Genomic DNA, 16,588 nt, shown 5'->3' on the forward strand with positions numbered 1-16,588 from the left:
GTGCCTCGTCGGGGGCCGAAACTGGAGCCGTTGCTGCTGTGTGTGGATGAGCGGGCGGTGTTGGAGCGGTGGACGCGTCGGGCGACATCGGCGCAGGCCCTGGCCTTGCGCGCGCGGATCGTGCTGGCGTGCGCGGGGCCGGAGGTGCCGCCGATCGTTACGGTCGCGCGGGATCTGCGGGTGAGCGCGGACACAGTTCGCAAGTGGCGGCGACGGTTCCTCATCGACCGGCTGGACGGTCTGGTCGATGAGCCCCGGCCGGGCCGGCCACCCACCATCGATGTCGGTCAGGTGGAGGCGGTCGTGGTCGCGACGTTGGAGGAGATCCCGAAGAACGCCACTCACTGGTCGCGGAAGTCGATGGCGGACCACAGCGGTCTGTCGAAGTCCACCGTCGGCAGGATCTGGCGGAGATTCCAACTCAAGCCGCACCTGACGGACACGTTCAAGTTGTCGACGGACCCGTTGTTCGTGGAGAAGGTCTACGACGTCGTCGGACTGTACTTCAACCCACCCGAGGGCGCGGTGGTTCTCTCGGTGGACGAGAAGTCCCAGATTCAGGCACTGGACCGGTCCCAACCGGTGTTGCCGATAATGCCCGGCATGCCTGAGCGCCGTACTCACGATTACGTCCGCAACGGCTTGACCACCTTGTTCGCCGCGTTCGATGTCTCCACCGGTCAGGTCATCAGCGCCCTGCACCGCAGACATCGGGCGGCGGAGTTCAAGAAGTTCCTGATCCGCATTGACAAGGAGGTGCCCGCGCACTTGCAGGTGCACCTGATCGTGGACAACTACGGCACTCACAAAACTCCGGCGATCAGGACGTGGCTCAGCAAACACCCGCGGTTCCAGATGCACTTCACCCCGACCGGGTCCTCGTGGATCAACCAGGTCGAGCGATGGTTCGGCTTCCTGGCCGACCAGATGATCCGCCGGGGCGCACACAAGAATGTCCAGAACCTCGAAGCCGACATCCGCGCCTGGGTGAAGAACTGGAACGAGGACCCCCAGCCGTTCATCTGGACCAAGACAGCGGAAGAGATCCTCGACTCCCTCGCCCGTTTCTGCCGACGGATCTCCGGCGCAGGACACTAGGCCGTGTCTGACAGATACCGGCGTCCGCCCGGAGGGCGGGGCCCGGGGCGTCTGGTGCGTGCGATCGCACGGCGGAGGGTCGCCCCTGTACTGGACGTACCCGGGCGGGCCCGACAACTGGGGGCCCCTCCCAGCGGTAGCTGGGGGAGAGCGCGCGTGCCAGGCGTCCCGGGCCAGGCGGGATGTGTCAGACACGGCCTAGCGGGCGAACGGCGCTACCTTCACAACACCCTTCAGGCCGGCGGCGCCGACCCCTCCCACGCCGTGTAAAAGCTCGCCGGGTTCACCAGGTACCGGACCGTGGGGCACGGCACATGCCGCACCTCGTGGCGCCTGCTGTAGCGGCGGATGAGCTCCCAGTCCTCTCGCGGCAGCACCTCGGGGGTCCGGCGGAGCCGGCTGAAGTGCAGGGCGCCGGTACGGCGGGCCACGAAGGCGTTGGTGTCCAGGAACGACTCGCGGGCCGACCTGCGGCGGTCGAAGGGCACCGACAGCACGTCCATCTCGGTCCCGTCGGGCAGGATCCGGCGCAGCGCCGTGTAGACGCCGTCGGGTCCCCCCGGCGCCCGCAGCACCGCCAGCGCCCGTTCCAGGTGGTCCGGCTCCCACCGGTTGTCGTCGTCCAGGAAGGCGACGTACTCCGACCGGGTCAGCCGGATCCCGACGTTGCGGACCACCCCGGCGGTGGCGGTGTTCCGCGACAGCGACACCGCGAACAACCGCGGGTCGGCTGGGAGCTCCGGCAGCCCCGCGCCGTCGTCCACGACGATGACGACGTGCTCCCGTACGGTCTGGTCGAGCGCGGAGCGCACGGCTTCGAGCAGCGCCGCCGGGCGCCGGTGGGTGGCGATCACGGTGGCGACCGGAGCTTCGGGGACCTGCCCCAGGACAGCCGCCAGCCGGGCCGTCTCGGCGTCCTCGAAGCGACGCAGCCGCACGGCCGAGGGCGCCAGCACGAGCTTGTTCCTGGCCTCGAAGAGCACCAGCCAGCCGAAGGCCCACTTGAGCACTTCCCAGGGGGCGCGGACGATGCGGCGCATCAGGTCCTTTCTCATGCGGTCGTTCCGGAACGTCCCGGGTGCCCGCGGCGGCGCCCCGTGCCGCCGCGCAGCAGCTCGTGCAGCGGCCGCTCCACGATGCGCCACAGCAGCCAGGCGGCACACAGGGAGCCGGCCAGCATGCCCAGTTGCACCGCGATCACCTGTGCGGCGCCCCAGTCGGGAGCGCTCGTCGCGGGGACGTGCAGGGCCTTGCTCACGAAGCGGATCACGAGCTGGTGCGTCATGTAGAACGCGAACGAGACCTCGCCCAGCCAGACCGCCCGGCGGGTCGACCACAGCGTGCGCCGCCCCGCGAGGTCGGCGGTGGCGAGCGCCGGGATCAGCAGGGCCAGCGGCACGACGGTGACCGCGACGTAGCCCCAGCGCGTCGGAAGGTGACCGACGGCCACGTACGCGGCGACCAGCAGCAGACCGGCGGCCCAGACCGGGAAGCGGATCCACTGCCCGGTCCTGACGATCCGGGCCAGCACCATGCCGAGGCAGAACTCGGTGACGCGGGTGGCGGGCAGGACGTACAGGAACCAGTACGCGGTCGGCTCGGACCAGCCCCGTGTGACCAGCGGCAGGCAGCAGGTCAACACGGTCAGCACGGCCGCCGACGGCCACAGCGCCTTCGGGCCCAGCCGGGTCAGGCCGCGCAGCAGCCAGGGGAAGAGCAGGTAGAAGAACGCCTCGCAGGACAGCGACCACGAAACGGTGTTCAGCCCGTAGTACACGTCCGGGTCGTTGCTCCAGGACTGGACGAGCAGCAGGTTCGGGACGACGATGCCCGCGGACGCGCCGCCGGCGGCGGAGGCCGCGCCGCCGGCCACCGCGACCAGCGCGGCGAGGGCGGACACCAGGTGGTTCGGGTAGACCTTCGCGGCGCGTTTGCGCCAGGTCCTGGCGGCCGGCTCGCCCGGCCGGGCGGACCAGGTCAGCACGTAGCCGCTGAGGATGAAGAAGAAGGACACGCCGATCGCACCGTGCCCGAACACCCGGCCCAGCAGCAGGTCGCCGCGGGAGCCGGCCGGGAAGAGGTGGGCGACCTGCAGGTGGAAGCCGAACACCAGGAACGCCGCCGCGAAGCGCAACCCGGTGAGCGAGGGCAGGCGCCCGCGCGCGGGCGCCTCCTCCGGACCGGCAGGACCGGCGGGACCCGCAGGACGCGCCCGGGCCGCACCGGGCGGCGGAGCCTGCGACGGCACCGTGGCCGGCGCCACGGCGGTGGACGGCGGAGCCACCGGGTCCGCGTCGGGTATCGCTTCGGTCATGTCCATCCCCCCATTCGGTTCCGCCCTCGCCGACGGCGCCGGCGGTCGCTGCTACGGGTGGACCGGAGTCCCGTTCGACATCCGGTTCCCGCTCCACACGTTGCCCGCCCCGCCGGCGTTCCACTTCGCGACCGCGCCGTAGTGGCCGCTGTTGGGGTGGTACTGCGTCGAGAAGACGTTGTCGGTGATCTGGATGCCCTTCGCGCCCGGCCCCCCGCCGTACAGCGCGTAGGAGCCGCCGGCCAGCCAGTTGTCGTCCACGACGGTGGTCAGGACGGCGCCGGTGTCGTCGTACAGGCCGACGCTCGCGGTGCCGCCCTTCTCGACGCCGGTCGGGTTCAGCAGGGTGTTGTGCCGGATGATCAGTGGGGCTGAGCCGGCGCCGTCACTGATCACCGCGTCGGTGTGGGCCCACTCGCCGCCCTGGTTGATGAACGGGACGATGTCATGCACGTAGTTGTCGTGCAGGTTCCCCTGCCCCATGGACAGCGAGTTGCTGAACACCGTGATCTCGCACCATCCCACCTCCACGGAGCTGCCACCCATGTTGGAGACCCCGTAGTCCTCGCCGCCGTTGTCCGGTCCCTTTCCCGGGATCCCGGTGATGGTCGAGTGCAGTACCCGCAGCCCGCTGAACTTCGGCCGCAAGTTGACACCCCACCAGTTCGTGGAGGTGATGCGGCTGTCGATGATGGTGACGTTGTTGGCGTAGATGTCGAGCGAACCGGTGATGTCCCAGCCGCGGATCACCGTGCCGTCCTTCGTGATGCTCAGCGCACCGGTGTTGTGCGGTTTGAGGGCGACGCGCGGCCCGGTGGTGGAGGCGTCGGGGAAGCCGCAGGCGCTGAACGACGCGCACGGCCCCGACGGTGCCGGCTTCCCGGTGCCCGGGCTCGTGCCCTTGCTGGTGGGGGGAGTCACGGTCGGCAGCGGCACCGGCGTCCCGCTGCCGGCTCCCGGCACGGTCGTGCCGGGGCTGGTGCCGGGCGAGGGCGCGGCGCCGTCGTCGGGGGGTGGCGTCCCTCCTGGACACGTCAGCGCGCTGTCCGGGCAGTCCGCGAGCGCGTGCTCCCCCATGCTGGAGCGGGTCGCCAGGAAGACCGTCAGTACGCCGGCCAACACCACCCCCGCCAGTAAGAACAGCAGTACGCGGCTTCTTCGTCGGAGCATGTGGCCCACCTCGTGGTCTGTCGTCGGCGCACCGTGCCGCTCCAGGCGCCCTGGTCGATGTCGTCGGGTCGTTCCTTCAGGTCGTTCATGACGTCACGCGATCTTCCGGTGCCGGCCGCCGCTGGGCGGGGTGCCACGCAGGAAGTCGCGGCTGGGCAGTACGCACAACACGTAGCCGGCCAGCGCGACGGTGCCGCCGGCCAGCAGCGCGGGCGTGCTGTCGCCGAGCCCCCGCTCCACGCCGAGGACGACCCCGGCCATGACGGCCCCGCCGAAGAAGGGCCAGGCGCAGGCTCTGGCCACCGTCCGCAGGCTGATGCCGCCGCGGCGCAGCGCGAACAGGAACACCGGCACCACCAGACCGCCCGCGACCAGGACATGGCCCCGGGCGACCCCGACGATGCCGTCGGCCCGCCCGGCGAAGATCAGTACCGGGATGAGGGCGACGAGCCACAGCCCCTGCACCATGATCAGCGAACGCCGCTGCCCGATCGCGACCAGGCAGTCGTACGCCAGCTCGCAGCCGATGCGCGTCAGGCCGAGCACCATCAGCCAGGGCAGTGCCCCGGCGGCGGGCAGCCACTGCTCCCCGTAGACGAGCGTGACGATCGGGCCCGCGAGGACCCCCAGCAGCACGCACAGGGGGACCGTGCCGGTGATCAGGACGCCCAGCGCGCGGCTGAACCCCTGGGCGAGCGCCTGCGGCGAGTCGGCCAGCCGGGAGAACCCGGCGAAGGAGACGCGGCGGGCCGCCTCGGAGATGATCCGCACGGGCCAGCCCGAGATGTTGAACGCGAGCACGTAGAAGCCGAGGGCCACTTTGTCGGTGGTCGAGCCGACCACCATCGTGTCCACGTTGACCACGCCGAGGGCCAGCATGCTCGCCCCCGCCAGCGGCAGCCCGAACCGCAGCAGCGCCCGCGCCTGTTCGGGGTTCCAGCCGAACCGCAGCGTCCCCGGCGCCGCCAGGCAGCATCCGACCAGCGCCGCGACGTTCCCCGCCACCGCTCCCCAGGCGAAGCTCATCGCGCCCCACCCCTCGAAGGCCAGCAGCAGCGTCACGCCGGTGCTCAAGGCGAAGTTGAGCGCGTCGATGACCATCCGCTTGCCCTGGGCGAACTCGCGGGTGAGGAAACCGGCGGGCACCTGCGACAGCCCGTCGAGCACCACGCACACGCACATCACCCGCAGCACGCCGGAGGCTTCGGGTGAACCCAGCAGCCGCGCCACGGTCGGGGCCGCCAGGAACAGCGCCACGTAGAGCACGCAGCTGGAGATCGCGCTGAGGGTCAGCACGGTCGGTGCGAAGCGGCGGGCGTCGCCCTCCCAGCGCACGATGGCCAGCCCGACGCCCAGTTCGTTCGCGGACAGCAGGACCAGCAGCACGGTCTGGGCGATGCCGTAGACGCCCCACGCCGCCGGCCCCAGGACGAAGCGCGCCAGGATGATCCCCGTCGCGAAGTTGCCCAGCCGCATGACGACGGTGTTGATCAGGCTCCACCGGGCGGCCGACCTGACCTTCTGCCCCAGCGACGGCACGGCCGGCGCGGCGTCTGCGGCGTCGACGGCGTCGACGTCAGTGGCGGAGTGCAGTGCGACGTCGACGGCGGAGTCGTGGGAAGCCGGCACCGGCGTGTCGGGTGTGCCGGTCGTACCGGGCGGTTCGCCGGCCGTCGGGGCCGTTACGTGTGCCCTTTCCATGTAACGACTCCTTGTCGAGTGACTCGCGGGATGCGCGGGTCACACAAATCGGTGCGCTTCTGTCTCGCTCGCCGAGGCATCGGGTTCCTCCGCCGGCTTCGACCAGCGGGGCGCCGGCCGGGCCGCCGCACCGGACTGGCCGGCAACCTGCCCCGCCGGCTGCTCCGCGTCCGGTCGGGCACGCGCCGGCTGCGCGGTGGCCGGGGGGTCGGCGACCGGCGGCTTCTCCGGTTGCTCGTCCGCCATGTCACCGGCGGAAGGTTTCTCCCCGTCGGCGGGCACCGCGACGGTCCGTGGCCGCCGCCGGGCCTCGACGAAGAACGTGGCCACCATGCTGGAGACGAAGCCCAGCCCGGCCGCCATGATGAGGTATTCCAGCCGCGTCTTGGTCTGGGCCACCGGATTCTGCGGCGGCACGATCGTCGTCATGCGGATCATGGCGTTCGCAGCGACCGACTGGTCCGTCTGGAACTTCTTCAGCCGGCTCTCGGCGTACTCGGTCAGGATCTTGTCCGACGTCAGGACGGCGTCCGGGTCGGTGCCGGTCACGGTGAGCCACATCAACGGGCCCTGCGCGTTGTCGGCGATCTTCGCCTCGTAGATCCCGGTGACGCCCCGCGCCTTGAGGTCCGCGATCGAGGCGTCGGAGTTGAGGTTGCGGGCGAGGCTGTCCGCCATCCCGGTCAACGAGGTCTGGGTGCTCAGGAACGGGTTGCCGTCGAAGGCGAGGGTGGCCTTCTGGGAGTTGAGGAGTCCCACCGTGCTCTGCGACTGGTACTTGATCGGCACGACCGCGTACACGCCGGCGATCAGAGCCGCGGTGAGCAGCAGTCCGGGCAGCAGGACGTACCAGCGCCTGCGCATGACCCGGCAGATCTCTGCGAGATCCATGGTGTTCCCCCTCGCGGCCCACATCGTGGGTATCGCGCGCCGCGACCCGCGCGGCACTGTCGTATCCGTTCCGTTCGCCGGCCCGCCCCCGTGCCGACTGTGATCGAGCATATGGCGCATCACGACCGGGTGCGGCCAGTTCCGGCCCCCTTCGGGCGGCCGTCCCCGCGGCCGCCCGACCCCGTCCGAACGGCATCTAGACCGAGTCCGCCGAATCCCGCAGGTCGGTGGGTCTGGGCCGGCTGCGCGCGGTGCCGCCCTCCAGCAGCACGTCGGCGATGCGGTCGCTGGCGTGCCCGTCCCACAACTGCGGGCAGCGGGCCGCGGGCGGGTCGTCGAGCACCCGGTTGACCGTGGCGACGATCCGCTCCGGATCCCGGCCCGCCAGGACGTTGGTGCCCTGCTCGACGGTGATCGGCCGCTCCGTGTTGTCCCGCAGCGTCACGCACGGCACGCCCAGCGCGGTGGTCTCCTCCTGGATGCCGCCCGAGTCGGTCAGCACGACGCGGGCGGAGTCCTGCAGGGCGATGAAGTCGAGGTACCCGGCCGCCGGCACGAGCCGGATCCCGCCGGGCACGCCCAGTTCGGCCAGCCGGTCGGCCGCCCGCGGGTGCACGGGCAGCAGCAGCGGAACGCGGTCGGCGATCTCGCCGAGCGCCTTCAACAGCGCGGTGAGCGAGGCCGGATCGTCCACGTTGGCCGGCCGGTGCAGGGTGACCAGGCCGTACTCGCCCCGCCGCAGCCCGTACCGCTCCAGCACGTCCGAGGCCCTGGCCCGTTCCAGGTTGGCCAGCAAGGTGTCGATCATGACGTTGCCGACGACGTGGATCTGGTCGTCCCGGTACCCCTCGGCGCGCAGGTTCACCGCGGCGTCGGGCGACGGGGCCAGCAGATAGTCACTGACCCGGTCGGTGGCGACGCGGTTGACCTCCTCGGGCATGCTCCAGTCGCGACTGCGCAGACCGGCCTCGACGTGGGCCAGCAGCGGGCCGGCCTTCGCGGTGACCAGGGCGCAGGCGAGGGTGGAGTTGATGTCCCCGACCACCACCACCGCGTCCGGTGCCACCTCGTCGAGCAGCGGCTCGAAGGCCGCCATCACCCGGCCGGTCTGCACGGCGTGCGTGCCCGAGCCGACGCCGAGGAACCGGTCGGGCGGACGGATGCCGAGGTCGCGGAAGAACACGTCGTTCATGGACTCGTCGTAGTGCTGCCCGGTGTGGACCAGGACCACTTCGGCGCCGCGGCGCTCCAAGGCGTCCATCACCGGTTTGATCTTCATGTAGTTGGGTCGCGCTCCGGCGACGCAGATGATCCGCACGGGTCAGAGCACCTCGATCGTGGGTCCGGAGGAGAGCTTGCGGCGGCAGTCGAGGACGAAGGACGCGTGCGCGGTGACCAGGTCGTAGTCGAAGGAGTCGTGGTCGGTGAGGAGGACCACCACATCGGCCGCCGCGATCTCTTTGCGGGTCGGCTCCACCCGGGTGACGCGCGGGTCGATCGCCATGCTCTCCACCACGTGCGGGTCCGCCGCCCGGACCTTGGCGCCCATGGTGAGCAGCAGCTGCGAGATCCGCAGCGCCGGCGATTCGCGGGCGTCGCCGGTGTTCTTCTTGTAGGCCAGCCCCAGCAGCAGGACCCGCGAGCCGTTCACGCTGCGGCGCTTGGTGTTGAGCGCGTCGATGACCCGGCGCGTCACGTACTCGGGCATGTGGCCGTTGATGTCGTTGGCCAGCTCCACGAAGCGGAAGGACTGGCCCAGTTCGCGCTGCACCCGCCAGGACAGGTAGGAGGGGTCGATGGGCAGGCAGTGCCCGCCGACGCCGGGCCCCGGCGTGAACTTCATGAACCCGAACGGCTTGCTCGACGCCGCGTCGATGGCCTGCCAGACGTCGATGTCCAGGTGGCGCGCGAACATCGCTATCTCGTTGACCAGCGCGATGTTCACATGCCGGAACGTGTTCTCCAGCAGCTTGGCCAGTTCGGCCTCCTTCGGCGAACCGACCGGCACCGTCGTGTCGACCAGGTCGTCGTAGAAGCCCTGCACCGCCTTCAACGACGCCGCGTCGACGCCCGAGACGACCTTCGGCGTCTGCTGGAAGCCCCACACGGGGTTGCCGGGGTCGATGCGTTCGGGGCTGTAGCCGAGATGGAAGTCCGCTCCGGCGGTCAGGCCGGAACCGTCCTCCAACAGCGGCCCGAACAGCTCCTGCGTCGTGCCCGGGTACGTGGTCGACTCCAGGACGACCGTGGCGCCGGGGCGCAGGTAACGCGCCAGAGTGCGCGCCGACTCCTCGATGTAGCGCAGGTCCGGCACCCCTTCGTGCAGCGGCGTCGGGACGGTCACCACCGCGACGTCGAAGCCGCCGCAGTCCCGGGCCGACTCGCTCGCCCGGTACGCGCCACTGGCCGTGACGGCGCGCAGCCGCTCGGAGGAGACGTCCTCGACGTAGGACTCCCCCGCGGCCAGGCTCTTCACCCGCTGGGTCGCCACGTCGTAGCCGATCACCTCGTGACCGACCTCGGCGGCCCGGACGGCCAGTGGCAGCCCGACATACCCCTGTCCCACCACGACGACGCGCATCAGTACCTCCTGTTGGCGAAACCGGTTGCCGGTGTGCGGTGGATGAGTTCCCGCGCCGTCATGACGAGGAAGAGGGCGTTGGTGGTGAAGTACCGCTTGCCCAGCCGCCGGGGCTCCTGCAGCGTGCGGTAGAGCCATTCGAGGCCCATGCGCTGCCAGCGTTCGGGTGCGCGTTTGGTGATGCCGGCCAGGATGTCGAAGGAGCCGCCCACGCCGTGCACGACATGCGCGTCGGTGCGCTTGCCGTAACCGGCGGTGAAGTTCTCCTTCTTGGGCGAGGTCATGCCGAGGAAGAGCAGTTGGGCGCGACTGTCGGCGATGGCGTCGGCGACGGCCTCCTGCTCGGTGTCGGCGAAGTACCCGTTGCGGCTGCCGGCCACCCGCAGGGCGGGGAAGCGCGCGCCGACCTGCTCCAGCATCAGCTGCAGCACCTCCTGCTTGGCGCCGAGGAAGTACACGGACAGGTCCGCCTTCTCGGCCGCCGCCAGCAGGCGCATGAACAGGTCGATGCCCGCCACCCGTTCGGGCAGCGGTGTCCGCAGCAGCCTGCCGGCCCACACGACCGCCTGGCCGTCGGCCAGGACGAGGTCGCAGCCGGCGACCGCGTGGGCGAGCCGGGGATCGCGCCGCATGTTCACCAGCTTCGCGGCGTTCACCATCCCGATCTCGAGCTGTTCCTCGTCGCGCACCGCGTCCAGGCAGCGCTGAACCGTTTCGTCCATGGTCATCGCGTCCAGTGGGACGCCGAACATCGTCTGCCGCTTCATCGGTGCGCTCCCCCGAGCCAGGCGTGCAACATCCAGCCGAACTCGTACGGCCGGCATTCGCGGTCCACCGCGGCCGGCCGGAAGAACCGGTCCAGCGGGGTGAGCCGCGCTTTCGGAACGACGCGGGTGCTCAGCCCACGGGCGGCGCGCACGGCCTTCTTCGGGTCGCCCCGGTAGACCTTGCGCCAGGTGACCCCGAGCTCGTCGAGGATCAACGGCTCGGCCACGGCGCCCGCTTCGGCTGAAGCGGTCAGCTCCGGTACGTCCGTCATCCAGCGCAACCCGCCGCGGATCGCCGCGGAGAAGTCGGTGCCTCCCGCGTCCGCGAGGTCGAACAGCGCGGTCGGGGCCATCGCGTGCTGGTGGACGCTGTAGACGGGATAGCCCTCCACGACCCCCGCCCGGCGCGCGTCGTAGTGCCACCACCACTGGCCGCCGTCGCCCTGCAGGGCGCAGATGCGGGCCGCACACGCCTCGGACGCGGCGAGCGCCTGCGGGTCGCCGCCGCCACTGGCGTGGGCGCGGGCCAGTGCCTGCAGCGGGTAGGTCTGGTCGGCGAAGCAGGCCACGTGCGAGCGGTACCAGGGCACCAGGCCGGGCCCGGTGGCGTGCGGGAACAGCGGGCTGTCGCCGATCCTGGCCCGCAGCAGCCGGTCACGGGCGGCGGTGAGACGTTTCTCCACGTCCACCGTGCCGCGCGCGGCCGCCAGTGCGGACAGCACCCACGCCGCCTCGACCGTGTACTGCGGCCGGCCCGCCACGTCGAGAGCGGCGACCCGCTCCAAGGCGTCCGACAGTTTGGGATGGCCGGTCTCGGCGGCGGCCCAGGCGATCAGGGCCGCGTCGCCGAGGTTGCGCACCGCGGGCAGCCGCTGGACCAGCAGTCCGGTGAACTCCTCGGCGTTGTGACCGCCCAGGACGGCGAGCTGTCGCTTCTCGGGCAGGTACTGGGCGCCCAGCACGGTGATCGCCGCGTACCGGGTGCTCGTCCCGCGCTGCTCCAGCCGCCAGGTTCCGTCGGGAGCGGCGGTTCCCGCCCGGGTGAAGACGAAGGTGTCGCCGCCGGGGACGTACATCCCCGGCAGCCCCGGCCTCGGCCACCGTGAGGAGGCGTTCGGCCAGAGTGTGCAGCGGCCGGTCCGCGGCCGCGAGGGCGTCGAGTCGTGTCGCGGTCATCGCAGCCCCACCCCGCTCCCGCACCTGGCAGGGCGAAGTGCGGTCGTTCCGGTGCGAGTTGAGCTCGGTCCGGTGCGGATCGTTGGTTCGTTCCGTGGATCAGGCCGTCGGTCCTCCCGACGGCGGCCGCCGAGCGCACCCGGCGAATCGGGTGCGACGGTGAGACGTCTGCGCGGACCACCTGTGTCCGAGCGGTGCGGCTCTGGCACACCTACCCCCCCTTTGGTCTCTCCTGGTTCTGACGTGCGGTTCTCGCTCCGCGGAGAGGGGCGTGCGGGACGCCGCCCGGGCCGGCCCGCCGGCATCGCCCCACCGATGCCGTGCGCCGTCGAACGTCGCACTGTCTGCGCCCGGTTCCGACCCTGTGCCGGAGCCGGGCGCGCCTGAACAGGCAGCATCCGTCGAAGCGGTTCTCACTTCGACCTCACTGCCCCAGGTGCCCCCACCGCGTACAAACCCCCACTGCGCACCGCTTGTTGGGTGCTCAGCTCGCGCGTACATACACACGGTATGCCTACGGATGTTCGCTGATTAGCGTTTTGAGGAAATGGCGTACGCAACCTCAACGCGCCGCGTCAGCCACGCTCGAACAGCGTGCCGTCCTTCTCGTCGTGCAGCACTCCGGTGTTGGGACACTCCCAGACGCCCGGCTCGCCGGCGCGCTCCCGCAGCCTGACCCCGGCCCTGCCGACCCAGCCGATCCGGCGGGCCGGTACGCCCGCCACCAGAGCGAAGTCCGGCACGTCCCGGGTGACCACGGCGCCTGCCGCGACCAGCGCCCAGCGGCCGACCCGTACCGGTGCGACACACACCGAACGGGCGCCCAGCGAGGCGCCTTCCAGTACCTCCACCCCGACGGGCTCCCAGTCCCCGTCGCGCTTCTGCTTGCCCGTGGGGTCCACCGACCGCGGATAGAAGTCGTTGGTGAGCACGACGGCCGGGCCGACGAACACCCCGTCGCCGAGCACCGCGGGCTCGTACACCAAGGCGTGGTTCTGCAGCTTCACGTTGTCGCCGATGCGCACGCCCGGGCCGACATAGGCACCCCGGCCGATGATGCAGCTGCGGCCGAGGTGAGCCTGCTCGCGGATCTGCGCCAGATCCCAGACCGTGGTCCCGTCCCCGAGCTCCGCGGTCTCATCGACCTGCGAAGTGGGCTGAATCCTGACTCTCACGGCGTCGTCCCCTAACGGCGGGCGAGGGTGCACAAGTTGTGCAGGTCGAGCATAGGGGCTGTGAAGAGATCAACTACCCCGAGTCAACGGACTGTTCACGAATTCGCCTTCGGGACCGGGGCGGCGCGCTACCGCCGCCGGGGACCGCCCAGACCCCGGGAAACGCGAAGGCCCGCCGACCTGGGATGTTCTCCCAGGTCGACGGGCCTTGCCCGACGGCACCGCGACTGTGGTCAGCCGAGCGACGCGATGGCGTCGTTGAACGTCTTCGACGGGCGCATCACGGCCGAGGCCTTGGCGTCGTCGGGACGGTAGTAGCTGCCGATGTCGGTCGGCGAGCCCTGGACGGCGATCAGCTCGTCGACGATGGTCCGCTCCTGCTCGGCCAGCGTCGTGGCCAGCGCGGCGAACGCGTCGGCCAGCTGTGCGTCCTCGGTCTGCCGAGCCAGCTCCTGCGCCCAGTACAGCGCCAGGTAGAAGTGGCTGCCGCGGTTGTCGATGCCACCGAGCTTGCGGCTGGGCGACTTGTCCTCGTTGAGGAACGTGCCGGTCGCCCGGTCGAGGGTGTCGGCCAGGATCTGGGCGCGCGCGTTGCCCGTGCTCTGCGCGAGGTGCTCGAAGCTGACCGCGAGGGCGAGGAACTCACCCAGGCTGTCCCACCGCAGGTAGTTCTCCTTGAGCAGCTGCTGGACGTGCTTGGGGGCGGAGCCGCCGGCGCCCGTCTCGAACAGCCCGCCGCCGTTGATCAGCGGGACGACGGAGAGCATCTTGGCGCTCGTGCCGAGCTCCAGGATCGGGAAGAGGTCCGTCAGGTAGTCGCGCAGCACGTTGCCGGTGACCGAGATGGTGTCCTCGCCGCGGCGGATGCGCTCCAGGGAGAACGCGATCGCCTGCTCCGGGGCCAGGATCTCGATCTGCAGCCCGTCGGTGTCGTGCTCGGGCAGGTACGCCGTGACCTTCGCGATCAGGTTGGCGTCGTGGGCGCGGCTCTCGTCGAGCCAGAACACGGTCGGGTTGCCGGTGGCACGGGCCCGGTTGACGGCGAGCTTGACCCAGTCGCGGATCGGCACGTCCTTGGTCTGGCACATGCGGAACACATCGCCCGCGCCGACCGGCTGCTCCAGCACCGCGTTGCCCGCGGCGTCGACCACCCGGACGGTGCCGGTGGCCGGGATCTCGAAGGTCTTGTCGTGGCTGCCGTACTCCTCGGCCGCCTGCGCCATCAGGCCGACGTTCGGGACCGAGCCCATGGTCGCCGGGTCGAAGGCGCCGTGCGCGCGGCAGTCGTCGATGACGACCTGGTAGATGCCGGCGTAGCTGCTGTCGGGGATGACGGCCAGGGTGTCGGCCTCCGAACCGTCCGGGCCCCACATGTGGCCCGACGTGCGGATCATGGCCGGCATCGACGCGTCGACGATCACGTCGCTGGGGACGTGCAGGTTGGTGATGCCGCGGTCGGAGTCGACCATGGCCAGCTCGGGGCCCTCGGCCAGCTCGGCCTCGAAGGACGCCTTGATCGTCGCTCCCTCGGGCAGCGACTCCAGGCCCTTGAGGATGCCGCCGAGCCCGTCGTTCGGGCTCAGGCCGGCCGCGGCGAGCGCCTGGCCGTGCTCGGCGAACGTCTTGGGGAAGAAGGCCCGCACGACGTGGCCGAAGATGATCGGGTCGGAGACCTTCATCATCGTGGCCTTCAGGTGCACCGAGAACAGCACGCCCTCGGCCTTGGCCCGGGCGACCTGCGCGGTGAAGAACTCACGCAGCGCCGCGACCCGCATGACGGACGCGTCCACGACCTCGCCGGCGAGCACCGGTACCGACTCGCGCAGCACCGTGGTGCTGCCGTCGTCGCCCACCAGCTCGATGCGCAGCGTGCCGTCCTCGGCGACGACCACGGACTTCTCGGTGGAACGGAAGTCGTCGGCCGTCATGTGCGCGACGTTCGTCTTCGACTCGGCCGTCCAGGCACCCATGCGGTGCGGGTGCGCCTTGGCGTAGTTCTTGACGGACGCGGGCGCCCGGCGGTCGGAGTTGCCCTCACGCAGCACCGGGTTCACGGCGCTGCCCTTGACCTTGTCGTAGCGGGCGCGCACGTCCCGGTCCTCGTCGGTCTTCGGGTCGTCCGGGTAGTCCGGCAGCGCGTAGCCGATCTTCTGCAGCTCTGCGATGGCCGCCTTGAGCTGCGGGATCGAGGCCGAGATGTTCGGCAGCTTGACGATGTTGGCTTCGGGGGTCTTGGCGAGCCGACCGAGCTCGGCGAGCGCGTCGTCGACGCGCTGACCCTCCGCGAGACGCTCCGGGAAGCTGGCGATGATGCGGCCGCTGAGCGAGATGTCGCGGGTCTCCACGCGGACGCCCGCGGTCGAGGCATAGGCCTGGATCACCGGCAGGAGCGAATACGTCGCCAAGGCCGGGGCCTCGTCAGTGTGCGTATAGATGATGGTCGAGTCAGTCACCAGTACTCCGCTTCACGTGGACAACGTCTCGACATCAAGATATCTCGTGACCGCCGATGCCCGAAACCGACCCCCGGCTCGGGCCGCGGCACACCGGCCCCGGCGCCTTCGGCGGACGGGTCCCGTTGTCGCCGACGGGCGGGTCCCGGCGCGGCCCGGGAGCGGGGCCATGGTTGGCCGAAAAGGCTCACTTGCCGCAGGGATCGCTCCCCCGGGACACTCACACCGGCACTCTTGCGGCATCCGTCATCCGAACCGGAAGTCCCGGCGGTGTCTTCCGGCGTTTGAGTTGTCATGGACCTGTCGTTGCGTGCCTTCCCCCCATACGAGAGGAAGACCGTTGAAGAACTTCCTGAAGCCGCTCAGCCACGGGCCCCTGGGCCTGCGGCCACTCAAAAAGTACGCGGCCCTCGGCGCGATCACCCTCGCCGTCTTCAGCCTCCAGCCCCTCGACGCCCACGCGGCCACTCCCACCCCGCGTCCCGGGCCGTCCGTCGTCGGCGGCACCCGCGCCGCGCAGGGCGAGTTCCCCTGGATGGTCCGGCTCTCCATGGGCTGCGGCGGCGCGCTGTACACCCAGCAGATCGTCCTGACCGCCGCACACTGCGTGAACGGCAGCGGCGCGAACACCTCCATCACCGCGACGGCCGGCGTCGTCGACCTCCAGAGCGCCGGCGCCATCAAGGTCAAGTCCACCCGGGTGCTGCAGGCACCGGGCTACAACGGCAGCGGGAAGGACTGGGCGCTGATCAAACTCGCCAAGCCCGTCAACCTCCCGACCCTGCCCATCGCCGGCACCACCGCGTACAACTCCGGCACCTTCGACATCACCGGCTGGGGCGCCAGGAGCGAGGGCGGCGGCCAGCAGCGCTACCTGTACAAGGCCAAGGTGCCCTTCGTCAGCGACGCGTCCTGCAGCAGCTCCTACGGCGGCGACCTGATACCCGGCGAGGAGATCTGCGCCGGACTCCCCCAGGGCGGCGTCGACACCTGCCAGGGCGACTCCGGCGGTCCGATGTTCCGCAAGGACAACAACAACCAGTGGATCCAGGTCGGCATCGTCAGCTGGGGCGAGGGCTGCGCACGCCCCGGCTACCCCGGCGTCTACACCGAGGTGAGCACCTTCGCCTCCGCCATCCAGAGCGCCGCCGCCGGCCTCTGACCGAAGCCCCCCACGGGTGGCCCCGCCGCCCGCGCGACACCCCGCGCGGGCGGCGCCCGGGTCGCCCTCACACGGCCGGCGGAGCCCGCGGGCCCTGCCG

General features: G+C 70.9%; 13 protein-coding genes. 2 read left to right on the forward strand and 11 right to left on the reverse strand.

The window, feature by feature from the left end; translation table 11 throughout:
- Positions 1-1,098, forward strand: a complete 1,098-nt coding sequence (locus M2266_RS30865; RefSeq protein ID WP_277440827.1) for an IS630 family transposase — start codon at positions 1-3, stop codon at positions 1,096-1,098.
- Positions 1,099-1,331: 233 nt separating this feature from the next.
- On the opposite strand, the gene M2266_RS30870 is transcribed toward M2266_RS30865, so the two are convergent.
- From M2266_RS30870 to M2266_RS30920, 11 genes are all read right to left on the reverse strand, one after another.
- Positions 1,332-2,153 carry a glycosyltransferase family 2 protein gene (locus M2266_RS30870; RefSeq protein WP_277441574.1) on the reverse strand — a complete coding sequence of 274 codons (822 nt, stop codon included), beginning with the start codon at positions 2,151-2,153 and terminating at the stop codon, positions 1,332-1,334.
- Complete coding sequence (locus M2266_RS30875) at positions 2,150-3,412, reverse strand: acyltransferase (protein WP_277441575.1); 1,263 nt, start codon at positions 3,410-3,412, stop codon at positions 2,150-2,152. The genes M2266_RS30870 and M2266_RS30875 overlap by 4 nt, the downstream gene beginning before the upstream one ends.
- A gap of 51 nt (positions 3,413-3,463) precedes the next feature.
- Entirely contained in the window at positions 3,464-4,582 is a 1,119-nt protein-coding gene (locus M2266_RS30880; RefSeq protein WP_277441576.1) for a hypothetical protein, read from the reverse strand.
- A 93-nt stretch (positions 4,583-4,675) separates the two neighbouring features.
- Complete coding sequence (locus M2266_RS30885; RefSeq protein WP_277441577.1) at positions 4,676-6,283, reverse strand: lipopolysaccharide biosynthesis protein; 1,608 nt, start codon at positions 6,281-6,283, stop codon at positions 4,676-4,678.
- Positions 6,284-6,322: 39 nt separating this feature from the next.
- Positions 6,323-7,174, reverse strand: coding sequence for a chain length determinant protein (locus M2266_RS30890; protein WP_277441578.1), 852 nt, complete (start codon positions 7,172-7,174; stop codon positions 6,323-6,325).
- 196 nt (positions 7,175-7,370) lie between these two features.
- Positions 7,371-8,492 (reverse strand): UDP-N-acetylglucosamine 2-epimerase (non-hydrolyzing), encoded by a 1,122-nt coding sequence (gene wecB / locus M2266_RS30895; protein WP_277441579.1) that lies wholly within the window; start codon positions 8,490-8,492, stop codon positions 7,371-7,373.
- Positions 8,493-8,495: 3 nt separating this feature from the next.
- A complete protein-coding gene (locus M2266_RS30900; protein WP_277441580.1) occupies positions 8,496-9,755 on the reverse strand; it encodes a nucleotide sugar dehydrogenase in 1,260 nt (419 codons plus the stop codon).
- A complete protein-coding gene (locus M2266_RS30905; protein ID WP_277441581.1) occupies positions 9,755-10,522 on the reverse strand; it encodes a WecB/TagA/CpsF family glycosyltransferase in 768 nt (255 codons plus the stop codon). The genes M2266_RS30900 and M2266_RS30905 overlap by 1 nt, the downstream gene beginning before the upstream one ends.
- Complete coding sequence (locus tag M2266_RS30910) at positions 10,519-11,598, reverse strand: hypothetical protein (protein ID WP_277441582.1); 1,080 nt, start codon at positions 11,596-11,598, stop codon at positions 10,519-10,521. The genes M2266_RS30905 and M2266_RS30910 overlap by 4 nt, the downstream gene beginning before the upstream one ends.
- Before the next feature lie 675 nt (positions 11,599-12,273).
- Positions 12,274-12,873 (reverse strand): acyltransferase, encoded by a 600-nt coding sequence (locus tag M2266_RS30915; protein ID WP_277441583.1) that lies wholly within the window; start codon positions 12,871-12,873, stop codon positions 12,274-12,276.
- 233 nt (positions 12,874-13,106) lie between these two features.
- Entirely contained in the window at positions 13,107-15,326 is a 2,220-nt protein-coding gene (locus M2266_RS30920) for an NADP-dependent isocitrate dehydrogenase (protein ID WP_277441584.1), read from the reverse strand.
- Between the two features lie 340 nt (positions 15,327-15,666).
- On the opposite strand from M2266_RS30920, the gene M2266_RS30925 reads away from it, so the two are divergent.
- Positions 15,667-16,488 (forward strand): serine protease, encoded by an 822-nt coding sequence (locus tag M2266_RS30925; protein ID WP_277441585.1) that lies wholly within the window; start codon positions 15,667-15,669, stop codon positions 16,486-16,488.
- Positions 16,489-16,588: the final 100 nt, after the last annotated feature.

Source organism: Streptomyces sp. SPB162, from assembly GCF_029504575.1.
Taxonomy (GTDB): Bacteria; Actinomycetota; Actinomycetes; order Streptomycetales; family Streptomycetaceae; genus Actinacidiphila.

Excerpts from the sequence above, each read along its gene's own strand:
- M2266_RS30905 (WP_277441581.1), bottom strand. The coding sequence starts at position 10,522 with ATGAAGCGGCAGACGATGTTCGGCGTCCCACTGGACGCGATGACCATG.
- M2266_RS30910 (WP_277441582.1), bottom strand. The coding sequence starts at position 11,598 with ATGTACGTCCCCGGCGGCGACACCTTCGTCTTCACCCGGGCGGGAACC.
- M2266_RS30880 (WP_277441576.1), bottom strand. The coding sequence starts at position 4,582 with ATGCTCCGACGAAGAAGCCGCGTACTGCTGTTCTTACTGGCGGGGGTG.
- M2266_RS30885 (WP_277441577.1), bottom strand. The coding sequence starts at position 6,283 with ATGGAAAGGGCACACGTAACGGCCCCGACGGCCGGCGAACCGCCCGGT.
- M2266_RS30890 (WP_277441578.1), bottom strand. The coding sequence starts at position 7,174 with ATGGATCTCGCAGAGATCTGCCGGGTCATGCGCAGGCGCTGGTACGTC.
- M2266_RS30870 (WP_277441574.1), bottom strand. The coding sequence starts at position 2,153 with ATGAGAAAGGACCTGATGCGCCGCATCGTCCGCGCCCCCTGGGAAGTG.
- M2266_RS30875 (WP_277441575.1), bottom strand. The coding sequence starts at position 3,412 with ATGACCGAAGCGATACCCGACGCGGACCCGGTGGCTCCGCCGTCCACC.
- M2266_RS30900 (WP_277441580.1), bottom strand. The coding sequence starts at position 9,755 with ATGCGCGTCGTCGTGGTGGGACAGGGGTATGTCGGGCTGCCACTGGCC.